Here is a 22,355-nt window from a genome sequence, read left to right as displayed (position 1 = left end):
CTCCCTCGCCGCGTCACAGCTCTCCGAGCCTAGTCCTGTGCCGATGAATTCGGGGCGGCGGCGGAGTCCAACCACGGGGAAAGCACCTGACAGCCCTCTCGACGCCCCGCGGAGGAACCATGTCCACGACCCATCACCCGCTGCCCGGCCGTTCCCGGGGCCATGCACCCGCCGCTCCCCCGGCGACCGAGCTGGACGCCCGCTACAGCAGCGAGGGCGCGAGCGCCCGCCCCTGGCCGGAGGCGGCCGCCGTCCTCGCCGACGCGCCGCTGTACTGGCTGTCCACGGTCCGCCCGGACGGCCGCCCCCACGCCACCCCGCTGATCGGCGTCTGGTCCGACGGCGCCCTCCACTTCTGTACGGGCCCGGAAGAGCGCAAGGCACGCAACCTGGCGGCCAACCCCGAGGTGGTCCTGACGACGGGCGCGAACACCCTGGACTCCGGTTTCGACATGGTGGTGGAGGGCCGGGCGGACCGGGTGACGGACCACGGCCGGCTGACCGCTCTGGCCCGGGAGTGGGAGGCGAAGTACGGCGGCGACTGGCACTTCGACGTCGAGGACGGCAGCTTCGTCCAGGCGGGGGCGGGCCACGCCCACGTGTTCGCGGTCCGCCCCCGTACGGCGTTCGGCTTCGGCAAGGGGGAGCCGTTCAGCCAGACGCGCTACCGCTTCATGTGATCGGCCCTGCCGTCCCGACGAGGACGGTGGCGTACAGCTCCTCGGAGACCACGACCCGGGTGCTCAGCCCGGCGGCGCGCAGGACCCCGACCGCCGTGTCCCGCTGCCGCTCGCTCGCCTCCAGGAGCAGGCTGCCGCCGGGCGCGAGCCACTCGGGCGCTTCGGCGGCGACCCGGCGCATGACGTCGAGCCCGTCGCCGCCCCCGTCCAGGGCGACGCGCGGTTCGTGGACGCGGGCCTCGGCGGGCAGCAGCTCGACGTCGTCGGTGGGGACATAGGGGACATTGGCCAGCAGCACGTCGACCCGGCCGCGCAGGGCGGCGGGCAGCGGGGCGAACAGGTCGCCCTCGTAGACCTGCCCGAGGTCGCCGACGTTGCGCCGGGCGCAGCGCACGGCGGCGGGTTCGACGTCGCCGGCGTGCAGTTCGGCCGCGTCCGCCGCGGCGGCGAGGGCGACGCCGAGGGCGCCGGAGCCGCAGCAGAGGTCGACGACGACAGCCCGGCGGGGTGCGAGGGCGGCGGCCTGCGCCACCAGGAACTCCGTACGGCGCCGGGGCACGAAGACGCCGGTGTCCACGGCGAAGCGGCGACCGTGGAACTCCGCCCAGCCCAGGACGTGTTCGAGCGGCAGCCCGCCGGCGCGGCGGCCGACGAGGGCGGACAGTTCGTCCGGCGAGGAGGCGGCCTCGTGGAGGAGGCGGGCCTCGTCCTCGGCGAAGACACAGCCGGCGCGGCGGAGGGCCACGACGGTGGAGGAGAGGGAGACAGAGAGGTGAACCGGCATACGAGCGAAGCCTTTCGGGAAAACCGATGGGCGCTCCGCGATCGGCTATGCCGTCCGGTCGGCTGCTGCTGTCGCTGCCGGTCGTTCGACGTGATCGCGCGGGATGAGCACCCAGCCTGATCCAGCGGTAATGGGTCTCACCTCCTCGGTCGGTGCCGTCGATCCCCGTGACGCACGGGGGTCGTAACAGTACAACAGCCCGCTCCCGCACCCGGACGGGGTGCGGGGACGGGCTGCTGTGCCGGTTCGGGGTTCGGCCTTCGTCCGCCCGCGGACCGACGCTGTCCTCCCGCAGCTCGGTGGAGGCCGGGAACGGGGGGACCGGCCCACGCCCGGCACCGGCCCCCGACCCTGGTTCCACCCCTGGCCCCGGCTGCGGCCGCGGCCCCGCCGCCGGCCCCGACCCCGGCTGCGGCCTTCTCAGAGATCCGGCTGGTCGACGCGGATCTCGTAGGCGATCTCCCAGCGGATGTCCGGCACGACGATGTCGGCCGTCTCCACGGGCCGGCCCTCCCGGTCGAAGTACGTCCGCTCCACCTCGATGACCAGGTCACCGACGGAGATGCCGAGCAGGTTCGCCTGCTCCCGCGTCGCCCGGGCCGGGCGCGGCAGTTCGAGGCCGGTGGTGATGTACACGCCGATGGACCGCATGCGCTCGACGACGCCGAGTTTGCCGTGCGGTCCCATCTCCGGGAGCAGGATCGGCGTCCCGTCGGTGATGGCCATCGGCTCCCAGCTCTTGGCGAGCTGTACGGGCAGGCCGTCGGCGAGGAACTCGTACTCCGTCACGACGCAGTGGTCGCCGGGCTCGATCGCCAGCCGCTCAGCGATGTCCTCCGGTGCGGGAACCCGGGCGGTGCTGCTGCACTCCCAGTCGCCCTCGTGGTCGAGCTCGCTCATGTCCGAGGCGAAGGGGCTGTTGTTGCGCTGCTCGCGGTGGCGGGAGCGGACCATGCGCCGGCGCTCGCGGGCCCGGCGGACATACGTGCCGGAGCCCGCGCGGCCTTCGAGGATGCCCTCGATGATCAGGCGCTCCATGGCCCGCTGCGCAACGGACTGGCCGACGCCGTACTCCTCGGCGAACCGCGCCCGGGACGGCAGCTTGTCCCCGACCGCCCATTCGCCGGCCCGCACGCGAGCCCGCAGAGCATCCGCCACCTGCAAGTACGGCGTATCACGTGGCATCTGAGCAGCTCCGTGTGTTCGGCGTCGATAGGGGCGTCGCTGTTGACAAAGCTAACCCATCAGGTTGAAGCTGAATATTCAGCATTACGTGGAGTGACATTCGGTTCCACCAGGGGAGAAGTGTGCGCTCTGCACAAGCGCGGGTTGCGGCGCTGACCGGCATGCTCGCCGCCGCCACAGGCACCGAGCCGCGCGTGACCACCGATCTGGACCTCTTCCATATCGAGGCCGGTCTCCCCGCCGAGCTGAGCGCAACCGCACACTCGGCCGTCCTCGCGGCCCTGGCCACGGCGGACCGCTACGGACACAGGCTCACCCGCACATCGGAATACGTCTGGGCCGAGATCAGCAGAGAGGCGAACGTGACCACGACCGACTCCCCCGACACGGCGTACCGCGCCCTGCTCGGCCACACGATGACATGCACCGACTGCCGAACCGGCGCGGTCTGCCCCGACGCGACGAAGCTCGTACGCATCTGGCGGGAGACCCGCAGATGAGGCGCGGTACGCGCGCGGGACGAACCCCCTGGACCCTCCGCCCGGCCTCCCGCCCCTCGGCGGACGACGGCCGGGCCGGGTCGCCACCCATCCACCAGTGACGGAGGCACCTGATGCGCATCACCCGCCAGGCATTACCGGCACCACCGGGGAGGCCCGGATGATCCCGCTCTCCGCAACGGACGTCCGTACCTGCGAGGCATGCTGGACCGACTCGGTCACCGCCGCCCGCCACACCCCCGCCGGCCGCGACCTGCTCTGCGAGGAGTGCTCGGAGGGCGACTACCCGCGACGCGTCGACCTCTTCCCGCCGTTCGGCATCTACGGCCTGACGGCACGCAAGACCCTGAACGACGGCAAACACGGCAGCGGCCCCCCGAAACCGCCACCCGACCCGGGCCCTCCGCTGCCCGACCCGCCCCCGGCCCCGTCACCGCCGGGGACTCCGCCGGTGTAGCCCCACGGCCATTCGCGGGCCCGTGCCTGTCTCGGGGTGGGCACGGGCTCGTGGACCGCGGAAACGCCGGTCACGGCCGGGCCGCCATCACCAGGTGGCGACGGTGGCCGCGTGGTGATCTGCGATGACCGCACGATCTATCGGCGCGTCAGGGGGAAGGTGCAGGACCGCGCCCGTCAGTGCGCTGTACGACGCATGCCCCGCCAGGCTAGGCGCCACGTGCACCACCAGGTCGGAGTCGATGGCCAGCAGACCACTGTCGAACAACCGGTGCACGTCCGACCGCAGCATCAGCCCCTCTTCCACGCGGTGATGCCGTGTGTCGGAAAACGGCCGCACGTGGGCCGCTTCCAACACCTCCGCCGGTGCTGCACCCGTAACCGCGCAGACCAGGCCGTACTGGCGTACCAGCGCCCTCCGGAAGGCATCCTGGCCCCGGCGCGCGGCTGCCGTCGTCCGTCGTGTTCCGCCTGGTAGCTCCTGAGGGCGGTGCTGTCCCCCGCGGTCCCCTCCACCTCGGCTCGGAAGGCGGACGCCCCGGGCTTCGATGGCCTTCAAGGTCCTGTGCCGGTCCAGCTTCTTGATCGACTGCTGGTCGGAGCGGCTGGGGCTGAGCTCCTTCAACTGCGTCTTGTCCAGACAGCCGTCCAGCGGTTGCCAGGTGCCGCCGTAGTGCGCACGGAACGCGGTAACCGAAAGCGTCTCGACCACCGGGTCATCGAAGGCCCTCTTGCAGCGGCTGCACCAGAACCGGGGCAGCATGGTGCGTCTCTCCTTGAAGCCCGTACTGCGGCAGAACCGGCACCGGCTGCGCACCTTCTCCTGGTCGGCCAGCACCTGGAGCGCTTCCACGTATCCCGCCCCGAGAGCCTCTTGGCCGTTCCGCACCACCACCAGGTCACCGACCGACACATGCTGGTGATTACCCACGGTCGAGTCGTAGCTGTAGGACTCCTCGACGATGTCCTCGTAACCGGCGTTTCCCTGGAACTGGCGATCATCCCCGGTCACGAGGAACGACCAGGCCCTGCCCTCTGTGCGTGGTTTCGCAAACTCCGCCTCCGTCATAGCAGGAGCATACGAACGCCCACTGACAACGGGACCGACAGCCGCTGCCCAACCCGCCCCCGGCCCCGTCACCGCCGGGGACTCCGCCGGTGTAGCCCCACCCGTAGTCGTTTCGGCGCTCAACGCTTCGGGCCGGCGGTGTGACACCGCCGGCCCGACGTCGCGCACGCGGGCTCCGCGCCCGCCGGTCGGTGGCTACAGCACCGGCAGCAGGTTCTTCAGCTCGAAGGCCGTGACCTCGCTGCGGTACTCCTCCCACTCCTGCTTCTTGTTGCGGAGGAAGAAGTCGAAGACGTGCTCGCCCAGCGTCTCGGCGACCAGTTCGCTCTTCTCCATCAGGGAGATCGCCTCGCCCAGGTTCTGCGGAAGGGGCTCGATGCCCATCGCGCGGCGCTCCGCGTCGGAGAGGGCCCAGACGTCGTCGTCGGCGCCGGCCGGGAGTTCGTAGCCCTCCTCGATGCCCTTGAGGCCCGCGGCGAGCAGGACCGCGTAGGTGAGGTACGGGTTGGCGCCGGAGTCGATGGAGCGGACCTCGACGCGGGCGGAGCCGGTCTTGCCGGGCTTGTACATCGGGACGCGGATGAGGGCGGAGCGGTTGTTGTGGCCCCAGCAGATGTACGAGGGGGCCTCGCCGCCCGCGCCGGCCGCGCGGGAGGAGCCGCCCCAGATGCGCTTGTAGGAGTTGACCCACTGGTTGGTGACCGCCGAGATCTCCGCGGCGTGCCTCAGCAGGCCCGCGATGAAGGAGCGGCCGACCTTGGAGAGCTGGTACTCCGCGCCCGACTCGTAGAAGGCGTTGCGGTCGCCCTCGAAGAGGGAGAGGTGGGTGTGCATGCCCGAACCCGGGTACTCCGAGAAGGGCTTCGGCATGAACGTGGCCTGCACGCCCTGCTCCAGCGCCACCTGCTTCATCACCAGACGGAACGTCATGATGTTGTCGGCCGTGGAGAGCGCGTCCGCGTACCGCAGGTCGATCTCCTGCTGGCCGGGGGCGCCCTCGTGGTGGCTGAACTCGACCGAGATGCCCATCGATTCGAGCATGGTGATCGCCTGGCGGCGGAAGTCCATGCCGACGTTCTGCGGTGTGTGGTCGAAGTAGCCCGAACTGTCCGCCGGGGTCGGCCGGGTGCCGTCGACCGGCTTGTTCTTCAGCAGGAAGAACTCGATCTCGGGGTGGGTGTAGAAGGTGAAGCCGAGGTCGGACGTCTTCGCGAGGATCCGCTTGAGGACATAGCGCGGGTCGGCGAAGGACGGGGAGCCGTCCGGCATCAGGATGTCGCAGAACATCCGCGCGGTGCCGGGGGCCTCCGCGCGCCAGGGCAGGATCTGGAAGGTGCCCGGGTCAGGCTTGGCGATCATGTCCGACTCGTAGACCCGCGCGAAGCCCTCGATCGCCGAGCCGTCGAAGCCGATGCCCTCGTCGAATGCCTGCTCCAGCTCGGCGGGAGCGACGGCGACGGACTTGAGGAACCCGAGGACGTCGGTGAACCACAGCCGCACGAAGCGGATGTCGCGCTCCTCAAGGGTCCTGAGGACGAATTCCTGCTGCTTGTCCATTGCCACATCCTTGCAGTTCAGACGGTCCGTGCACCACCGCCCGGGGTAGGGGGACACTGCCAGTATCACGACCCGGGATTTCACCCACATTACGCACTCGGTGTGAGAGGGAGCACTCGGCCACCCACTACGATCGGCGACCGTGGCGCACGGGGCGGTGACCGGGCGTTGACCGGCCCTTCCCGCCCGTCCGCGCGCATCGGTCCACGCACCGTCCTCCCTCCTCCCGGCCCCTTCGCAGAAGGACTCGACGACATGAGCTTCGATCCCCGGTACCCCCAGCCGCAGGCTCCTGACACCCGCGCGAGCGGCACCCGCAACCGGGCCATCGCCATAGGGTTGAGCGCCGCCGTCGTGGCCGGTCTCGTCACGTTCGGCACGTACCTGCTGCTGGAGAACTCCGAGGCGACCGAGAAGTCCGGCGACGCCTCGGCGGCCCAGGACGACAGGCATCCGGGCGGGCACGGCGACGACAAGGGCGGGGCCATCGAGGGGCTGAAGTCCTGGGACGCGGCGAAGCTCGGCCGCAACCATGTGGCGGGCTCGGTGGACTATCCGATGAAGCCTCCGGTCGGCGGCGACCACAACCAGTCCTGGATGAACTGCGACGGCGACGTATACGAAAAGGCCCTCCCGGATGTCAACGCCGTGCACTCCCTGGAGCACGGCGCGGTCTGGGTCACGTACAACGGCAAGGCCGCCGACGCCGATGTCGCCGAGCTGGCCGGGCGCGTCAAGAAGACCCCGTTCACGCTGATGAGCCCGTACGCCGGCCAGGAGGGCGCGATCATGCTCAGTGCCTGGGGCAAGCAGGTCACCGTCGACTCCGCCGACGACAAGCGGGTGGACCAGTTCTTCGCCCAGTACGTCCAGGGCGCGCAGACCCCCGAACCCGGTGCACCCTGCACCGGCGGGCTGGCGTCGGTGCCGCGGTGACGGCCGGGCAGCGGGCACCGGAGGGCGAGGACGCCCGCATCCTCGTGGAGCGACGGAAGACCCGGCGTGTGCGACGGGCCGGCGCGTCCGCCGTCGCCCTGGCGCTGCTCTTCGCGGGGGCGGCCACGATCGCCTCCGCGCACGGCGACGGGGACAGCGGCGGGGGCGCGGAGGTGCGGGGGAACGGGCGTGTTCCGGCGGCCTCGTCCGCCGACGCCGGGTTCGCCCGGGACATGGCCGTCCACCATCAGCAGGCCGTCGAGATGTCGTTCATCGTCCGCGACCGCACGAACGACGAGGACGTACGCCGTCTCGCCTACGACATCGCCAACACCCAGGCCAACCAGCGCGGCATGCTGCTCGGCTGGCTCGACCTGTGGGAGCTGCCGAAGGTCGCCCCGGGCGGGGAGGACCCCATGGCGTGGATGGCCGACACGGATGGGCACGAGCACGGTGGGCACGGCTCGGGTGGCGCCGAGGCGGCTTCCGGTACGGACGGGGTGCTCATGGCGGGCATGGCGAGCCGCTCCGAGCTGAAGCGGCTCGGGCGGCTCGACGGCGAGCAGGCCGAGGTGTTCTTCCTCCAGTTGATGACGGACCACCACAAGGGCGGCGTCGCCATGGCCGATGCCTGCGCGTCGCTGTGCTCGGTACCGGTCGAGCAGCGGCTCGCCCGGGGCATGGTCGAGGGGCAGCAGTCCGAGCTGGGGCTGATGCGGGACATGCTGGCCGAACGGGGAGCCGCGCCGCAGCCCTGAGCCGAGGCGCGGCCCCCGATCCTGAGGCGCGCCGCGGCCCTGAGCCGAGGCGCGGCCCTGAGCCACACCCCGGTCCTGGGCCATGCCTCGGCTCTGAATCCTGGCCGCGCCTCGGCCCTGGCCGGGCGCGGCCAGGACAGAACGGATGCGTCAGCTTTCGTCCTTCCGCCGGCGCACCCGAACGGGTGGTTGCGGTCGCGCGGCCCCGGCGGGCCGATGACGATGGGTTGCGCTCGGGGCCGTACAGCAGTGCCATCGGCACGCAGGAGGAAATCCCCCATGACAACCGCCAAGGACATCATGCACAGCGGGGCCCGCTGGATCCCTGCCCACGAGACGCTCGACCGTGCGGCGCAGCTGATGCGCGAGCACAACGTGGGCGCGCTGCCCGTCTCCGCCAACGGCGACTCGGACCGGATGGTCGGCATCATCACCGACCGCGACATCGTCGTCGGCTGTGTGGCCAAGGGCCACGATCCGGCGAAGATCACGGCAGGCGATCTCGCGCAGGGCACGCCCCGCTGGATCGAGGCGGAGGCAGATGTGAACGCGGTCCTGGAGGAGATGCAGACCCACCGCATCCGCCGGCTGCCCGTCGTCGAGAACAAGAAGCTCGTCGGCATGATCAGCGAGGCCGACCTCGCGCAGCACCTCACCGAGGAGCAGATCGCGGGCTGGGCCGAGAAGGTCTACTCCCGCAGCTGAGAAGCTCGGCAGCCGAAAAGCTCGACAGCCAGGAGACTCGGCAGCTGAGAGGCTCGGTGAACGGGCGAGCGGAGGCTCTGACCCACGGCCCGCTCCGGCGGACGAGGTGCCGGGCTTCCGTTCGCCCGTATACCCGCCAGGGGTAGGGTGGCCCGCATGGCGGGCACGGCGCGGAGCGGCAGCGGAATGTACGGGCGGCTGATGCTGTTCGCCGCTCTGCTGTTCGGCATCGTCACCATGCATACGGTCGGGCATCCGGCGGAGCACGGCGGCTCGTCGTCGCCCCCCGCCATGACCGGGCACGTGGCCCAGGACCCGGGCCCGGTTCACGTCCCCGTTCTCGCCCCGGCTCCGGCGCGGGACGTCGCCGACGTACAACCGCACTCGCCGCCGCACGACTCCCCCGGCTCCGGCGCCCCCCTGAGCGGCATGGACCCGCTCTCCGTCTGCCTCGCCGTCCTCGGCGTCTGGGGCCTCGCCCTCCTCGCTGCCTGGCTGCTCGGGCTGCGCCCCGACGGGCGGCCCCTCGGTACGCCGGTGGGCGCGGGGCCGCTGCGGGTCCTGCGGCCGATTCCACCGCCCCGGATATCGGTGCTCGCCAGCGTGTCGGTGCTGCGTATCTAGGAGTGGGCGTCTCACCTCCGCCCTCCCTGTCCAGCAACCACAGCCCTTCAGTTCTTCAGAGGTGTATTCGGCATGCCCACGCAACCCACTCGACGCGCCGTGCTCGGCGCCGCTCTCGTCGTCGCCGGCACGGGAGCCCTCGCCGCCTGTTCCGACGGCGGCGGCCACGGCGGCGACCACTCCCCCGGCGGAGCGCAGGACTCCGGAACGTACGTCTCGCCCGGCGGCGAGGAGGTCGAGGCGGCCGAGGCCGCGCGCGGCTCCGGACCCGTGCGCGAGGTCTCCCTCACCGCCACCCGCGCCCGGCTGGACCTCGGCGGCGGGCGGACCGTCGCCTCCTGGGCGTACGGGGACCGGCTGCCCGGGCGCGAGGTGCGGGTGAGCGCGGGCGACACGCTCGCGCTCACCCTCGCCAACCACCTGCCGGAGCCCACTTCCCTGCACTGGCACGGTCTCGCCCTGCGCAACGACATGGACGGGGTCCCCGGGCTGACCCAGCGGGACATCGCGCCGGGGGCCGACTTCGACTACCGGTTCGCCGTCCCGCACCCGGGGACGTACTGGTTCCACCCGCACTCCGGCGTGCAGCAGGACCGGGGGCTGTACGCACCGCTGATCGTCGAGGACCCGAAGGAGCCGTTGGCGTACGACAAGGAGTGGGTCGTCGTCCTCGACGACTGGGTCGACGGGGTGGGCGGGTCCACTCCGGACGCCGTCCTCAAGGAGCTGTCCGGGGGCATGGGCGGCGGCTTGGACCACGGCGCGCACACCATGTCGGGCGACGGGGAAGCGGAGGGCGAGGGGCCCTCGCGGACGATGATGGGGGCCACCAGCGAGCTGCTCGGCGGGGACGCCGGCGATGTGGCCTACCCCCACTACCTGGTCAACGGGCGGGTCCCGGAAGACCCGTCGTCCTTCTCCGCGCGCCCCGGTGACCGTATCCGGCTGCGGATCATCAACGCCGGCGGCGACACCGCCTTCCGGGTCGCGCTCGGCGGGCACCGGATGACCGTGACGCACACCGACGGTTTCCCGGTGCGGCACACCACGGGGGACGCGCTGCTGCTGGGGATGGGCGAGCGGTACGACGTGCTCGTCACCGCCGGCGACGGGGTCTTCCCGCTGACCGCGCTGGCCGAGGGGAAGAAGGCGTCGGCGCTGGCCGTGCTGCGGACCGGGAGCGGGGCCGTGCCCCCCGCCTCCGTACGGCCCGAGGAGCTGGACGGGAAGCTGGTGGAGGCGGGGCGGCTGGAGCCGGACCCGTCGGTGGCGCTGCCCGCCCGGGCGCCGGACCGGACGATCCGGATGCGGCTCACGGGCGGGATGGCGAAGTACGACTGGGCCTTCGACGGGAAGCCGTACGAGGCCGGGCAGCGGCGTCCGGTGGAGGCGGGTGAGCGGGTGCGGCTGGTCTTCGACAACGGGACGGCCATGTGGCACCCGCTGCATCTGCACGGGCACACCTTCGCGCTCGGCGGGAACGCCGCCGGGGCCCGCAAGGACACCGCGATCGTGCTGCCGCACCGGTCGCTGACCGTGGAGTTCGACGCCGGCAACCCGGGGCTGTGGATGGTCCACTGCCATAACGTCTACCACGCGGAGGCGGGAATGATGACGGTCCTCGGCTACCGGAGCTGACCTGGCAACCCCTCAGCGGGTCGGCCGGCTCGGCACCTCCGACCTGCGGTTCCGACGGGCCGCGGCAGTTTCCGCCCGGCCCGCCGGGACATCGCGTCAGAAAGACGATTACACTGGGCGGCGTGCCTCAACTACGCCTCGCACTGAATCAGATCGACTCGACCGTCGGCGACCTCGCCGGCAACTCCGAGGCGATCGTCCACTGGACCCGGCACGCCGCCGAGCAGGGCGCCCACCTGGTGGCGTTCCCCGAGATGGTGCTGACCGGATACCCCGTCGAGGACCTGGCCCTGCGGTCGTCCTTCGTCGAAGCCTCGCGTCAGGCGCTGCGCGCGCTGGCCGCCCGGCTGGACGCGGAGGGCTTCGGCGAACTGCCGGTCGTCGTCGGCTACCTGGACCGCTCCGAGCACGCCGCGGCGCGCTACGGACAGCCGGCCGGCTCTCCGCGCAACGCCGCCGCCGTACTGCACCGCGGCCGGATCGCGCTCAACTTCGCCAAGCACCACCTGCCGAACTACGGGGTGTTCGACGAGTTCCGGTACTTCGTGCCGGGCGACTCGATGCCCGTCGTCCGGATCCACGGCATCGACGTGGCCCTCGCGATCTGCGAGGACCTGTGGCAGGACGGCGGGCGCGTCCCGGCCGCCCGGTCCGCCGGGGCCGGGCTGCTGCTGTCGGTCAACGCCTCGCCGTACGAGCGGGACAAGGACGACACCCGGCTGGAGCTGGTCCGCAAGCGGGCCCGGGAGGCCGGTTGCACGACGGCCTATCTGGCGATGATCGGCGGGCAGGACGAACTGGTCTTCGACGGCGACTCGATCGTCGTCGACAAGGAGGGCGAGGTCATCGCCCGCGCCCCGCAGTTCTCCGAGGGCAGCGTGATCCTCGACCTGGACCTGCCCGCCGCCGAGTCCGTGCCGCCCTCGGGCGTGGTGGACGACGGGCTGCGCATCGACCACGTGGTGCTGTCCGACCGGCCCCTGGACGCGTACGAGCCGGAGCTCGCGGGCGGGTACGCGGAGCGGCTGGAGGACGAGGAGGAGATCTACTCCGCGCTGGTCGTCGGGCTGCGCGCGTACGCCGCGAAGAACGGCTTCAGCAGCGTGCTGATCGGGCTCTCCGGCGGGATCGACTCGGCCATCTGCGCGGCCATCGCCTGCGACGCGCTCGGCGCTCAGCACGTCTACGGCGTCTCGATGCCGTCGAAGTACTCCTCGGACCACTCCAGGGGCGACGCGGCCGAGCTGGCCCGGCGGACCGGGCTGAACTTCCGCACCGTATCGATCGAGCCGATGTTCGACGCGTACATGGGGTCGCTCCAGCTCACCGGACTCGCCGAGGAGAACCTCCAGGCGCGGCTTCGCGGCACGATGCTGATGGCCCTGTCCAACCAGGAGGGGCAGATCGTGCTGGCGCCGGGCAACAAGTCCGAGCTGGCGGTCGGCTACTCCACGTTGTACGGGGACGCGGTCGGCGCGTACGGGCCGATCAAGGACGTCTACAAGTCGTCGGTCTTCCGGCTGGCGAAGTGGCGCAACCGGGCCGCCGAGGAGCGGGGGCAGACCCCGCCGATCCCGGAGTCCTCGATCACCAAGCCGCCGAGCGCGGAACTGCGGCCGGGGCAGGTCGACACGGACTCGCTGCCCGACTACGACGTCCTGGACGCGATCCTGGAGATGTACGTCGACCGGGACCAGGGCCTCGACGCGATCGTGGCCGCCGGGTACGACGCGGAGCTGGTGGCGAAGACGCTGCGCATGGTGGACACGGCCGAGTACAAGCGGCGGCAGTATCCGCCGGGGACGAAGATCTCGCCCAAGGGATTCGGGAAGGACCGGCGGCTGCCGATCACGAATCGCTGGCGCGAGTCGTCGTAGCAGCAGGGGACGGGCGGTCGCCGGGCGGCCGGTGACCGCCTTCGTCCCCGAGCGCCGGGCGGGCCGCGACGCGCGGTGTCCGAGCGCGGCGGCCGGGCCCGTCCGGCGCTCCGGTCACCGCCCTCGGTCGCCGGAGGGGCCGGAGAGGGCGCCGGACGGGTTGGAGAGGGTGCCGGACGGGTTGGAGAGGGTGCCGGACGGGCTCGGCGCCGCAGGCGCGCGGGCCGGAGTGCCGGAGCCTCCCGCCACCACGCGGGATTTCGGTGACGGCCCCCGGTCCAGGTAGCCCGCCGTCGCCGCCACCGCCAGGCCGATCACGGCGAGGACCGCGCCGACGAGGGCCGGGGACGTCCAGCCCCAGCCAGCCGCTATGGACACGCCGCCCAGCCAGGCGCCGCCCGCGTTGGCCAGGTTGAACGCGGAGTGGTTGGAGGCGGACGCGAGGGTCGGGGCGTCCTTCGCCTTGTTCATCACCAGCATCTGGAGCGGGGTCGTCGTCATGAACCCCACGCCGCCCAGCAGGACCACCATCACGAGCGCCGCCCACTGCACGTGCACCGTGAACGGGAAGACCACCAGGACCACGGCGAGTGCGCCGAGCGATCCGTACAGGGTCGGGCGCAGCGCCCGGTCCGTGAGGGGGCCCGCGGCCAGTGCTCCCAGGGTCATCCCGATGCCGAAGAGGGCCAGGACCAGGGTGACGGACGACTCGCCGAAGCCCATCGCCTCCGTGGTCATGGCCGAGAGGTACGAGTACACCGCGAAGACCCCGGCGAAGCCGAAGACGGCGGTGAGCAGCCCCAGGAGCACCTGACGGTTGCCGAGCGCGCGCAGTTCCCGGCGTACGTCCTGGTGGGCCTCGACCGGGAGGGCGGGGACCAGGCGGGCCAGGGCCGCCATCGCGGCGAGGCCGATCACCGCGACCACGAGGAAGGTGGCCCGCCAGCCGAGGTGCTGGCCGAGCAGGGTCGCCGCGGGGACGCCGACGATGTTGGCGACGGTCAGGCCGAGGAACATCGTCGCGACGGCCCGAGCCTGGCGGCCCTCGGAGACCAGCCGGGCGGCGACGACCGCGCCGACGCCGAAGAACGCGCCGTGCGGGAGACCGGCGAGGAAGCGGCCCGCGATCAGCCAGCCGAAGTCCGGGGCGAGCGCGGAGGCCAGGTTGCCGACGGTGAACAGCGCCATCAGGAGCAGGAGCATCCGCTTGCGCGGGACCCGCGAGCCGAGGCCGGTGAGCAGGGGCGCCCCGAGGACGACGCCGATCGCGTACGCCGAGACGAGGTGGCCGGCGGTGGGCACGGACGTCCCGAGGTCGTCCGCCACGTTGGGCAGCAGGCCCATCATGACGAACTCCGTCGTGCCTATGCCGAAGGCGCTCACGGCCAGGGCGAGGAGAGCCAGGGGCATGGGGGAACCTTTCGCGGTGGTGCGGGGGTGGAAGAGGGGGAGCGGAAGCTCGCGCACGGCAGGGAGCCGCCGCCGGGGCACACGGGGTGCCGGACAACGGCTCACGCCATATGTAAGTTACCGGAACAAATTGTCGCAGACGTTTGTGCCCGGGCGCCTACGGCCAGGTGAACGGCTCGTTGCGCGCTCCCGCGCCCGGGCCGGCCCCGCCGGTCGTTCCCCCTCGTTCGCACCGGCTGCCGCCGGTCGCCCCGTCACGCCGGTCACGTCACAACGCCGTGAATGTCACCGCTGGACCGGCGTCACCGCTCGACCGGCGTCACAGGCGGCGCCGCTGGACCGGCGTCACAGCTCGACGCGGGCCGCGATCGGGAGGTGGTCGCTGTCGGTCGCCGCGAGCGTCCAGGAGGACAAAGGCTCGATCCCCTTGACCATGATCTGGTCGATGCGGGCCATCGGGAACGAGGCGGGCCAGCTGAATCCGAAGCCGTCGCCCGCCGCGCCCTGGGTGGAACGCATCTGGGAGGTGACCCCGTTCAGCGACCGGTCGTTCATCGTGCCGTTCAGGTCGCCGAGCAGGACGACGCGCTCCACCCGCTCGTCGGCGATGGCCTCGCCGAGGGCGTCGGCGCTGTTGTCGCGCTGGTTGGCGGTGAACCCGGCGTGCAGCTTCACGCGGACGGACGGCAGGTGGGCGACGTACACCGCGACCTCGCCCTGCGGGGTCCTGACCGTCGAGCGCATCGCCCGGGTCCAGCCCATCTTGATGTCGACCGGCTCGGTGTCGGCCAGCGGGTACTTGCTCCACAGGCCCACGGTGCCCTGGACGGAGTGGTACGGATAGCGGTCGGCCAGCGACTTCTCGTACGTGGAGACCTGCCGGACCGGAAGTTCCTGGAGGGCCACGACGTCCGCCCCGGAACCGGCTACCTGCTGGGCGGTGCCGGCGGGGTCGGGGTTGCCCGCGTTGACGTTGTGGGTGGCGACGGTGAGGTCGCCGCCGCCGCCGGACTTGTCGGTGAGCAGGCCGCCGAACACGTTGAGCCAGACCACGGCGGGCAGCAGGAGGGCGATCAGGGCCGTCGCGGACCGCCGCAGCAGGCCCAGGATCAGCAGCACCGGGATGAAGACCGCGACCCACGGCAGGAACGTCTCGATGAGGCTGCCGAGGTTGCCGAACCGGTTGGGGATCTGGGCGTGGACGACCATCAGCAGGGTCAGCAGCACCGAGAAGAGGGCCAGCACGACCCCGCGCCGCCAGATGCCCCGGTCGGACCTCAGCCGGTCCCACAGGCCCCGGAAGCGGGAATCGCCGGCCTCGGGCTGCTCCGCGCTGCCGTTGCCCGTGTCCGCTCCGTACGCCTGCACCATCGCGCTGTCCTCACTGCCTTGCCCTGCACATCGCCGCGCTCCCGACCCTAGGCGATGAGCGGCGTCCTTCCGTCCGTCGGCCCACCGGCCCGACGGACACCCGACCGTACGGAACGCCCGTACGGAGAGCAGGACGACGGAGGGGCGACGACGGGTTCCGGCCCGGGGCCGGCCGTGGCGCCTTGTGACAGAACGGTCACACCCGTAACGGGGCGGGTCCCCCGGCAGAACGTCGGTGACGAGGTCCGCGAGGCCCACTTCCCCGGCGCCGGGGCGGGATGCCACCATGGGAGGAATCCGGGGACGCCGTCAGGGCGCCTCGAGATGACGAAGGAGCCACCGGCCATGTCGCTTCAGGCTGCACAGAATCCGTCCTCCCCCGCGGGCGCGTCCGCCGACAGCAGCAAAGCGCTGTACGGAGGGAAGTCCACCCGCCGCATCACCGTCCACGACATCGCCGCGGCCACGGAGCGCGGCGAGAAGTGGCCGATGCTCACCGCCTACGACGCGATGACCGCGTCCGTCTTCGACGAGGCCGGGATTCCGGTCATGCTCGTCGGGGACTCGATGGGCAACTGCCACCTCGGCTACGAGACCACCGTGCCCGTCACGATGGACGAGATCGCCATGCTGTCCGCGGCCGTCGTCCGGGGCACCAAGCGCGCCCTCATCGTCGGCGACCTGCCTTTCGGGTCCTACCAGGAGGGGCCCGTCCAGGCGCTGCGCAACGCGACCCGGCTGATCAAGGAGTCGGGCGTCGGAGCGGTCAAGCTGGAGGGCGGCGAGCGGTCCCACGAGCAGATACGGCTGCTGGTCGAGGCCGGCATCCCGGTCATGGGCCACATCGGGCTGACCCCGCAGTCGGTCAACGCGATGGGCTACCGGGTCCAGGGGCGCGGCGAGGAGGCCGCCCAGCAGTTGCTGCGCGACGCCAAGGCCGTCCAGGACGCGGGCGCGTTCGCGGTCGTGCTGGAGCTGGTGCCCGCCGAGCTGGCCGCCGAGGTCACCCGCACACTGCACATCCCGACCGTCGGCATCGGCGCCGGTTCCGCGACCGACGCTCAGGTGCTCGTCTACACGGACATGGTCGGGCTGACCGGCGGCAAGGTGCCGCGCTTCACCAAGCAGTACGCGAACCTGCGCCAGGTCCTCGGCGACGCGGCGAAGGAGTTCGCGGACGAGGTCGTCGGCGGGACGTTCCCGGCGCCGGAGCACACGTTCCACTGACCCCCGGGCACTCGCTGCCGCCGGCCGGGGGAGCACGGCTCCCCCGGCCGGCGTGGCAGCGCCTCCGCCGGTCACCGCCGCGGCGCGCCCGACGTTGACGCGCTGGCCGGTCCGCACCGCACGCTCCGGCCCCTTCCCGCACCACCGGCAGCCTGCCGACATCCACCGTCGGCGGGCTGTCGGCCGCCTGTCGGCGAGTTGTCGGTGGGTGCTGGTCTGATGGTGGGCATGGAACGAATCGACAAGAACCCCGGCAGCGGCCCGAACGCCGTCGAGGTGCGGGGGCTGGTCAAGCACTACGGCGAGACCAAGGCGCTGGACGGCGTGGACCTCGACGTCCGCGAGGGCACCGTCCTCGGTGTGCTCGGCCCCAACGGCGCCGGCAAGACCACTCTCGTACGCTGCCTGTCCACTCTGATCACCCCGGACGCCGGCCGCGCGGTCGTCGCGGGCCACGACGTGGTGAGGCAGCCCCGTCAGCTGCGCCGCGTCATCGGCCTCACCGGGCAGTACGCCTCGGTCGACGAGAAGCTCTCCGGCTGGGAGAACCTCTACATGATCGGGCGGCTGCTCGACCTGCCCCGCAAGCGGGCGCGGGCCCGCGCCGACGAACTGCTGGAGCGGTTCTCGCTCACCGAGGCCGCCAAGCGGGCCTGCATGGAGTACTCCGGCGGGATGCGCCGCCGGCTCGACCTCGCCGCCTCGATGATCGGCAACCCCTCGGTGCTCTTCCTGGACGAGCCGACGACCGGGCTCGACCCCCGGACCCGCAACGAGGTCTGGGACGAGGTGCAGCGGATGGTCGCCGAGGGCGCGACCGTCCTGCTGACCACCCAGTACATGGAGGAGGCGGAGCAGCTCGCCAAGGAGCTGACCGTGATCGACCGCGGGAAGATCATCGCCCGGGGCGGGGTGGACGAGCTGAAGGCGAAGGTCGGCGGACGCACCCTCCAGATCCGGCCCTCGGACCCGGCGGAGCTGGCCGCGATGGCGCAGGCGATCCGGGAGGCCGGGCTGGACGGCGTGGCCGGGGCGCAGGCCGTGCCGGACGAGGGGCTGCTGTACGTGCCGATCCTCAGCGACGAGCAGCTGACCGCGGTCATCGGGCTGCTGGGCGTCCGGGGGTTCTCCCTCGCCCATGTCTCCACCGCGCTGCCCAGCCTCGACGAGGTGTTCCTCGCGATCACCGGCGACAAGGCCGCCCCCCTCTCCGACCAGGCTGCCCAGGAGGTCGCCGCATGAGCACGACGACACTGACCCCCGCCCCCGTCGGGACCGCTCCCGTCACGGCGCGGGACGAGGAGGGCCGGATCGGGCTGCGGGCGAACCTGCGGCACATCGGGGCTCTGGTGCGGCGCAATCTGCTCCAGATCAAGAAGGACCCCGAGTCGATGTTCGACGTCCTCCTGATGCCGGTCATCTTCACGCTGCTGTTCGTCTACGTCTTCGGCGGCTCGGTCGGCGGGAGCCTCGGCGGGGACCGGCAGGACTACCTGAACTACCTGATACCCGGGCTGATGGCGATGATGGGCATGAACATCGCCATGGCCGTCGGCACCGGGGTCAACGACGACTTCCGCAAGGGCGTCATGGACCGGTTCCGTACGATGCCGATCGCCCGGTCCTCGGTGCTCATCGCCAAGATCGTGGTCGAGCTGGGCCGGATGATGGTCGCCACGGTCATCCTGCTCGTCATGGGCTTCGCCCTCGGCATGGAGCTGGGCACGTCCGTGGCCGGCCTCCTCACGGCGGTCGCGCTGTCGGCGCTGTTCAGCGCCGCCATCATGTGGATCTTCATCGTGCTGGGGCTGAGCATGAAGACGGCCCAGGCGGTCCAGGGAATGGGAATGCTGGTGCTGATGCCGCTGCAGTTCGGTTCCTCCATCTTCGCCCCGCCCCAGACCATGCCGGGGTGGCTCCAGACCTTCACGGACTACAACCCGCTGTCCAATCTCGCGGACGCGGTGCGGGGCCTGATGATGGGCGGCCCGGTCGCCGACGCGGTCTGGGTGACGCTCGCCTGGGCTGCGGGCATCACGCTGGTGATGGCCCCGCTGGCGGTGTCCAAGTTCCGCAGGAAAGCCTGAGCACCGGGCGTTACGCCGACGGGTCCGCCCGCCGGAACGTCTGTGCCAGGGCGGCGGCCTCCTCCATCGTGAGGCCGCCGCCCTCCTCGTACGCCGCCGTGTACGCGTCCGTACCGATCCGGGCCCGGACCGCCTGTTCGGCGGTCTCCCGGTAGTGGTTCTCCATCACGGTCGGCACGTGCTTCGGGGGCAGCAGCGCCTTCTGGAGGCCGAGCAGCCGGGCGGCGGCCTCCGGAGCCCCGGCGCCGTCGAGTCCGGCGAGGGCGCGGGCGATGACCATCAGCTGCATGGACGCCATGTGCGGGGCGATCATCGTCGACAGCCGGTCCTGGGAGCGGCTCAGCGCGGCCAGTCCCCTCCCCAGGGCGGAGGCGTACGCTCCGTCGAGGTTGTCCAGCCAGGCCAGCACTCCGAGCACGAAGCCGTCGAAGCCCGCGACCATGTGGGAGCTGAACTCGGCGCGCAGCAGCGTCATCTGCTCCCGCGCCTCGTCGACCCGGCCCTGGCGCCCGAGCAGGAACCCCAGGTGCAGCCGGGCGACCGGCACCGCCTCGTGGCCGGCGAACCGCCCGTTGCCGATGATCTCCCGGAGAATGGCCTCCGCCTCGTCGAAGCGGTCCAGATCGGCGAGGACTCCGGCGTACCGGGCGCGCAGGACCGCCGCCTGCACCTCGGCGCCGAGCGCCCGGGCGTAACCCACCGCTGCCAGGTAGTCCTCGGCGGCCTCGGCGAACCGGCCCCTCTGCTCGTTCACCTCGCCCCGGGACGCGAGCGATTCCGCGGCGCCCCAGTCGTCTCCGAGCCGGACGAAGATCTCCAGACTCTCGTCGGCGTCGGCCAGGGCTTCGTCCGCCCGTTCGGGGCGGTTGGCCAGGATTTTCGACCGCATCTGGAGCGTGGCGCCGAGCTCCCACTCGTAGCTGTACTTCCGGGAGGCCCGGACCGTCTCGTCCATCAGCTCGCGCAGGCCGTCGGTCTCACCGGAGAGCAGGACCGCGAACATCCAGAGCGAACCGGGCGCGCGGCAGGTCTGCGGCTGGCCCGCACGGTAGGAGCGGGCGATGATCCGCAGCCGCGCCTGGCCTTCCTCGACGCTCCACTCCTCCATCGTGTGGTCCGCGCTGGCCAGTTCGATCAGTCCCACCCCGCGCCGCGCCTCCGCCACCTGGTCGCTCACCCACGGCGGCGGCCGGTCCGTGGTCCTCTCCGGCAGGGAGGGGGCCCGGACGCCGGGCGGGGCGAACGGGTCGGGGCCGAGCGAGGCGGCGGCCCCGGCCCACTGGCGGGCGTCCGCGCGCAGGTCGCGCAGCATCCAGTACCAGGACAACGACAGCACCATGCACAGCGCCTCCTGCTCGTCCCGGGCGGCGACGGCGTGGCGGAGCGCGGTGCGCAGGTTCTCGTACTCGCGCTGGAGGACCGCGATGGCGTCCCGTTGTCCGGCGCCGCGCACCCGCGGTCCGGTGATGCGGGCCAGTTCGCGGTAGTGGACCAGGTGGCGCCGCTCGACGGCGTCCCGCTCGCCCGCCTCCTCCAGGCGTTCGGCCGCGTACTCGCCGACGGTTTCCAGCAGCCGGTAGCGCATCTCCTCGTCGTCGCCGGGCGCGGCGACGACGAGGGACTTGTCGACCAGGGAGCCGAGCAGGGCGGCGACGTCCCGGGAGCCGACGGCGACGCCGTCGTCGGGGGCGGGGAGCGCGCAGACCTCCTCGGCGGCGGCGAGGGGGCAGCCTCCGGCGAAGACGGAGAGCCGGCGCAGTACGGCGCGTTCGGCGGCGTCGAGGAGGTCCCAGGACCAGTCGACGACGGCGCGCAGGGTCTGCTGCCGGGGCAGCACGGTCCGGCTGCCGTTGGTGAGGAGGCGGAAGCGGTCGTCCAGCCGGTCGGCGATCTGCCGCGGGGTGAGCATCCGCAGCCGGGCGGCGGCCAGTTCGATGGCGAGGGGCAGCCCGTCCAGACGGCGGCAGATCTCGGCGCAGGCGGCCGCCGTGCCCTCGTCCGCGTCGGTGCGGAAGCCGGGCCGGGCGGCGGCCCCGCGTTCGGCGAGCAGGCGCAGCGCCATCGGGCCGGGCAGCGGATCCACCGGGCGGACGAACTCGCCCGGTACGCCGAGGGGTTCGCGGCTGGTGGCGAGGACGGTGAGCTGCGGGCAGTGGGACAGCAGACGGTCGGTGAGGGCGGCCGCTGCCCCGATGACGTGCTCGCAGTTGTCCAGCAGGAGGAGCATCCGGCGCGGGGCGCAGTGCTCGGTGAGCCGGAGGAGGGGGTCGTGGGCCCCGCGGTCGGCGGCCCGCAGCTCCTCGGCCCCGGCTCCGCGCAGCACGGTCTCCCGGGCGCCGAGTGCGGTCAGGACGGCTGCGGGCACGGCGTCCGGGTCGTCGACGGGGGCCAGCTCGGCGAGCCAGACGCCGTCGGGCCAGCTCTCGGCGGCTGCTTCCGCGGTCTCCTGGGACAGCCGGGTCTTTCCGGCGCCGCCGGGGCCGAGCAGGGTGACGAGCCGGCTCCGCGTCAGGTCCTCGCGCAGCGCGGCGATGTCGCTCCCGCGTCCCACGAAGCTGGTGAGCCGGGCGCGGAGGTTCCCGGGCGCGGACGGGAACGGTGCCGCCGGGAGGGGGCCCGTGCCGGCGGCGGACGGAGTGGCGGCGGCGGACGGCTCGCCGGGAGCTGCGCCCGCCGCGGGCTCCGCGGCAGGCGGCGCGGCCGGTACCCGGCGGAGGAGTTCGGCGTGCAGGGTGCGCAGCGCCGGGCCGGGGGCGGTGCCGAGCCGGTCGTCGAGCATCCGGCGGACCCTCTCGTAGGCGGCCAGCGCCTCGGCGGGGCGCCCGGCGTCCCGCAGGGCCGTGATGCGCAGGACCTGGAGTGGTTCGTCGAGCGGGTGGGCGTCGCAGAGCGCGGCCAGCTCCGGCAGGGCCTCCCCCGCTCTCCCGAGGACGAGGAGGGCGGCGAGCCCGGACCGCCGCGCGTCGAGTCTGCGGGCCTCCCAGCGGGACGCCGTGGCCGTACGGTCGGGCAGATCGGCGAGCGCGGGCCCGTTCCACAGCGCGAGGGCCTCGTCCAGGGCGGCGAGGGCGCGCGAGGCGTCGCCGTCCTCCAGGGCCCGGCCGCCCTCTCCCGTCAGGCGCTCGAAGCGGTGCAGGTCCACGGCGTCCGGCGGGGCGGCGAGGCGGTAGCCGCCCGCCACGGACTCGACGGCACTACGGCCCAGGGCCCGCCGCAGCCGCCCGACCAGGGCCTGGAGGGCACCGGTCGCGTCGGTGGGCGGGTCGCCGGCCCACACCTCGTCCACGAGGACCCCGGCCGGGACGGTCCGGCCGGGGTCCAGCGCGAGAACGGTGAGCAGGGCGCGCAGCCGCGCCCCGCCGAGGGCGACGGCCGTGCCGTCGTCGCGAAGTGCCCGGGTGGTACCGAGGATGCAGTAGCGCACGAGCCCATTGTCCGCGACGGAGCGGGGCGCGGTGTCGACAGGGCGGAACTCCGTCGCCGGTCCCGGA

At 72.4% G+C, this 22,355-nt stretch carries 19 protein-coding genes; 12 read left to right on the top strand and 7 right to left on the bottom strand.

The genetic code is table 11. The features are described 5' to 3' along the window. Positions 1-119 precede the first annotated feature (119 nt). Entirely contained in the window at positions 120-680 is a 561-nt protein-coding gene (locus tag ACIQMU_RS16865) for a pyridoxamine 5'-phosphate oxidase family protein (RefSeq protein WP_352242401.1), read from the top strand. Here the strand turns inward: ACIQMU_RS16865 and ACIQMU_RS16860 are convergent. Then, positions 673-1,464 carry a putative protein N(5)-glutamine methyltransferase gene (locus tag ACIQMU_RS16860; RefSeq protein ID WP_352242400.1) on the bottom strand — a complete coding sequence of 264 codons (792 nt, stop codon included), beginning with the start codon at positions 1,462-1,464 and terminating at the stop codon, positions 673-675. The two genes, ACIQMU_RS16865 and ACIQMU_RS16860, sit on opposite strands and share 8 nt — an antisense overlap. A gap of 420 nt (positions 1,465-1,884) precedes the next feature. Then, positions 1,885-2,649, bottom strand: coding sequence for a GntR family transcriptional regulator (locus tag ACIQMU_RS16855; RefSeq protein ID WP_352242399.1), 765 nt, complete (start codon positions 2,647-2,649; stop codon positions 1,885-1,887). Between the two features lie 161 nt (positions 2,650-2,810). On the opposite strand from ACIQMU_RS16855, the gene ACIQMU_RS16850 reads away from it, so the two are divergent. Both ACIQMU_RS16850 and ACIQMU_RS16845 read left to right on the top strand, forming a co-directional pair. Beyond that, positions 2,811-3,149: a hypothetical protein gene (locus tag ACIQMU_RS16850; protein ID WP_352242465.1), complete on the top strand. Its 339-nt coding sequence runs from the start codon at positions 2,811-2,813 to the stop codon at positions 3,147-3,149. Positions 3,150-3,309: 160 nt separating this feature from the next. Beyond that, positions 3,310-3,606, top strand: coding sequence for a hypothetical protein (locus ACIQMU_RS16845; protein WP_402689096.1), 297 nt, complete (start codon positions 3,310-3,312; stop codon positions 3,604-3,606). 87 nt (positions 3,607-3,693) lie between these two features. Here the strand turns inward: ACIQMU_RS16845 and ACIQMU_RS16840 are convergent, their stop codons facing one another. Next, the gene (locus tag ACIQMU_RS16840; protein ID WP_402689095.1) at positions 3,694-4,674 is read right to left on the bottom strand and encodes an HNH endonuclease; all 981 of its coding nucleotides are present in this window, start codon (positions 4,672-4,674) and stop codon (positions 3,694-3,696) included. A 195-nt stretch (positions 4,675-4,869) separates the two neighbouring features. Beyond that, positions 4,870-6,231 carry a type I glutamate--ammonia ligase gene (glnA, locus tag ACIQMU_RS16835; protein WP_030191465.1) on the bottom strand — a complete coding sequence of 454 codons (1,362 nt, stop codon included), beginning with the start codon at positions 6,229-6,231 and terminating at the stop codon, positions 4,870-4,872. Between the two features lie 255 nt (positions 6,232-6,486). Between glnA and ACIQMU_RS16830 the strand changes: the two genes are divergently transcribed. From ACIQMU_RS16830 to ACIQMU_RS16805, 6 genes are all read left to right on the top strand, one after another. After that, positions 6,487-7,167, top strand: coding sequence for a DUF3105 domain-containing protein (locus ACIQMU_RS16830; protein WP_352242397.1), 681 nt, complete (start codon positions 6,487-6,489; stop codon positions 7,165-7,167). A gap of 44 nt (positions 7,168-7,211) precedes the next feature. Then, positions 7,212-7,925: a DUF305 domain-containing protein gene (locus ACIQMU_RS16825; protein ID WP_402689123.1), complete on the top strand. Its 714-nt coding sequence runs from the start codon at positions 7,212-7,214 to the stop codon at positions 7,923-7,925. Between the two features lie 279 nt (positions 7,926-8,204). Next, positions 8,205-8,630 carry a CBS domain-containing protein gene (locus ACIQMU_RS16820; RefSeq protein ID WP_103509048.1) on the top strand — a complete coding sequence of 142 codons (426 nt, stop codon included), beginning with the start codon at positions 8,205-8,207 and terminating at the stop codon, positions 8,628-8,630. Between the two features lie 156 nt (positions 8,631-8,786). Next, positions 8,787-9,254 carry a hypothetical protein gene (locus ACIQMU_RS16815; protein ID WP_352242396.1) on the top strand — a complete coding sequence of 156 codons (468 nt, stop codon included), beginning with the start codon at positions 8,787-8,789 and terminating at the stop codon, positions 9,252-9,254. Between the two features lie 72 nt (positions 9,255-9,326). Then, positions 9,327-10,892, top strand: coding sequence for a multicopper oxidase family protein (locus tag ACIQMU_RS16810; protein ID WP_402689094.1), 1,566 nt, complete (start codon positions 9,327-9,329; stop codon positions 10,890-10,892). A gap of 122 nt (positions 10,893-11,014) precedes the next feature. Continuing rightward, positions 11,015-12,769 carry an NAD+ synthase gene (locus tag ACIQMU_RS16805; protein ID WP_352242394.1) on the top strand — a complete coding sequence of 585 codons (1,755 nt, stop codon included), beginning with the start codon at positions 11,015-11,017 and terminating at the stop codon, positions 12,767-12,769. Between the two features lie 114 nt (positions 12,770-12,883). Here ACIQMU_RS16805 and ACIQMU_RS16800 read toward each other — a convergent pair whose 3' ends face one another. Both ACIQMU_RS16800 and ACIQMU_RS16795 read right to left on the bottom strand, forming a co-directional pair. After that, a complete protein-coding gene (locus ACIQMU_RS16800) occupies positions 12,884-14,179 on the bottom strand; it encodes an MFS transporter (RefSeq protein WP_402689093.1) in 1,296 nt (431 codons plus the stop codon). Between the two features lie 345 nt (positions 14,180-14,524). Further along, complete coding sequence (locus tag ACIQMU_RS16795) at positions 14,525-15,550, bottom strand: endonuclease/exonuclease/phosphatase family protein (RefSeq protein WP_352242392.1); 1,026 nt, start codon at positions 15,548-15,550, stop codon at positions 14,525-14,527. A 345-nt stretch (positions 15,551-15,895) separates the two neighbouring features. Here ACIQMU_RS16795 and panB point away from each other — a divergent pair, with 345 nt between their 5' ends. From panB to ACIQMU_RS16780, 3 genes are all read left to right on the top strand, one after another. Beyond that, positions 15,896-16,777: a 3-methyl-2-oxobutanoate hydroxymethyltransferase gene (gene panB, locus ACIQMU_RS16790; protein ID WP_352242391.1), complete on the top strand. Its 882-nt coding sequence runs from the start codon at positions 15,896-15,898 to the stop codon at positions 16,775-16,777. Positions 16,778-16,996: 219 nt separating this feature from the next. Next, on the top strand, positions 16,997-18,019 hold the full coding sequence (locus tag ACIQMU_RS16785; RefSeq protein ID WP_352242390.1) for an ATP-binding cassette domain-containing protein: 1,023 nt from the start codon (positions 16,997-16,999) through the stop codon (positions 18,017-18,019). After that, a complete protein-coding gene (locus ACIQMU_RS16780; protein WP_352242389.1) occupies positions 18,016-18,864 on the top strand; it encodes an ABC transporter permease in 849 nt (282 codons plus the stop codon). The genes ACIQMU_RS16785 and ACIQMU_RS16780 overlap by 4 nt, the downstream gene beginning before the upstream one ends. A 10-nt stretch (positions 18,865-18,874) precedes the next feature. Here ACIQMU_RS16780 and ACIQMU_RS16775 read toward each other — a convergent pair whose 3' ends face one another. After that, positions 18,875-22,288 carry an AfsR/SARP family transcriptional regulator gene (locus ACIQMU_RS16775; RefSeq protein WP_402689092.1) on the bottom strand — a complete coding sequence of 1,138 codons (3,414 nt, stop codon included), beginning with the start codon at positions 22,286-22,288 and terminating at the stop codon, positions 18,875-18,877. Between the last annotated feature and the right edge of the window lie 67 nt (positions 22,289-22,355).

The organism is Streptomyces sp. NPDC091649 (assembly GCF_044756785.1).
Lineage (GTDB): Bacteria > Actinomycetota > Actinomycetes > Streptomycetales > Streptomycetaceae > Streptomyces.
The sequence above is the reverse complement of the archived record's forward strand: the minus strand, read 5'-3'. Positions and strand labels throughout refer to the sequence as shown.

What these genes read in the sequence shown, in the direction of transcription:
- ACIQMU_RS16865 (WP_352242401.1), top strand. Translation starts at nt 120, where the DNA reads ATGTCCACGACCCATCACCCGCTGCCCGGCCGTTCCCGGGGCCATGCA.
- ACIQMU_RS16860 (WP_352242400.1), bottom strand. Translation starts at nt 1,464, where the DNA reads ATGCCGGTTCACCTCTCTGTCTCCCTCTCCTCCACCGTCGTGGCCCTC.
- ACIQMU_RS16855 (WP_352242399.1), bottom strand. Translation starts at nt 2,649, where the DNA reads ATGCCACGTGATACGCCGTACTTGCAGGTGGCGGATGCTCTGCGGGCT.
- ACIQMU_RS16850 (WP_352242465.1), top strand. Translation starts at nt 2,811, where the DNA reads ATGCTCGCCGCCGCCACAGGCACCGAGCCGCGCGTGACCACCGATCTG.
- ACIQMU_RS16845 (WP_402689096.1), top strand. Translation starts at nt 3,310, where the DNA reads ATGATCCCGCTCTCCGCAACGGACGTCCGTACCTGCGAGGCATGCTGG.
- ACIQMU_RS16840 (WP_402689095.1), bottom strand. Translation starts at nt 4,674, where the DNA reads ATGACGGAGGCGGAGTTTGCGAAACCACGCACAGAGGGCAGGGCCTGG.
- glnA (WP_030191465.1), bottom strand. Translation starts at nt 6,231, where the DNA reads ATGGACAAGCAGCAGGAATTCGTCCTCAGGACCCTTGAGGAGCGCGAC.
- ACIQMU_RS16830 (WP_352242397.1), top strand. Translation starts at nt 6,487, where the DNA reads ATGAGCTTCGATCCCCGGTACCCCCAGCCGCAGGCTCCTGACACCCGC.
- ACIQMU_RS16820 (WP_103509048.1), top strand. Translation starts at nt 8,205, where the DNA reads ATGACAACCGCCAAGGACATCATGCACAGCGGGGCCCGCTGGATCCCT.
- ACIQMU_RS16815 (WP_352242396.1), top strand. Translation starts at nt 8,787, where the DNA reads ATGGCGGGCACGGCGCGGAGCGGCAGCGGAATGTACGGGCGGCTGATG.
- ACIQMU_RS16810 (WP_402689094.1), top strand. Translation starts at nt 9,327, where the DNA reads ATGCCCACGCAACCCACTCGACGCGCCGTGCTCGGCGCCGCTCTCGTC.
- ACIQMU_RS16800 (WP_402689093.1), bottom strand. Translation starts at nt 14,179, where the DNA reads ATGCCCCTGGCTCTCCTCGCCCTGGCCGTGAGCGCCTTCGGCATAGGC.
- ACIQMU_RS16795 (WP_352242392.1), bottom strand. Translation starts at nt 15,550, where the DNA reads ATGGTGCAGGCGTACGGAGCGGACACGGGCAACGGCAGCGCGGAGCAG.
- panB (WP_352242391.1), top strand. Translation starts at nt 15,896, where the DNA reads ATGTCGCTTCAGGCTGCACAGAATCCGTCCTCCCCCGCGGGCGCGTCC.
- ACIQMU_RS16785 (WP_352242390.1), top strand. Translation starts at nt 16,997, where the DNA reads ATGGTGGGCATGGAACGAATCGACAAGAACCCCGGCAGCGGCCCGAAC.
- ACIQMU_RS16780 (WP_352242389.1), top strand. Translation starts at nt 18,016, where the DNA reads ATGAGCACGACGACACTGACCCCCGCCCCCGTCGGGACCGCTCCCGTC.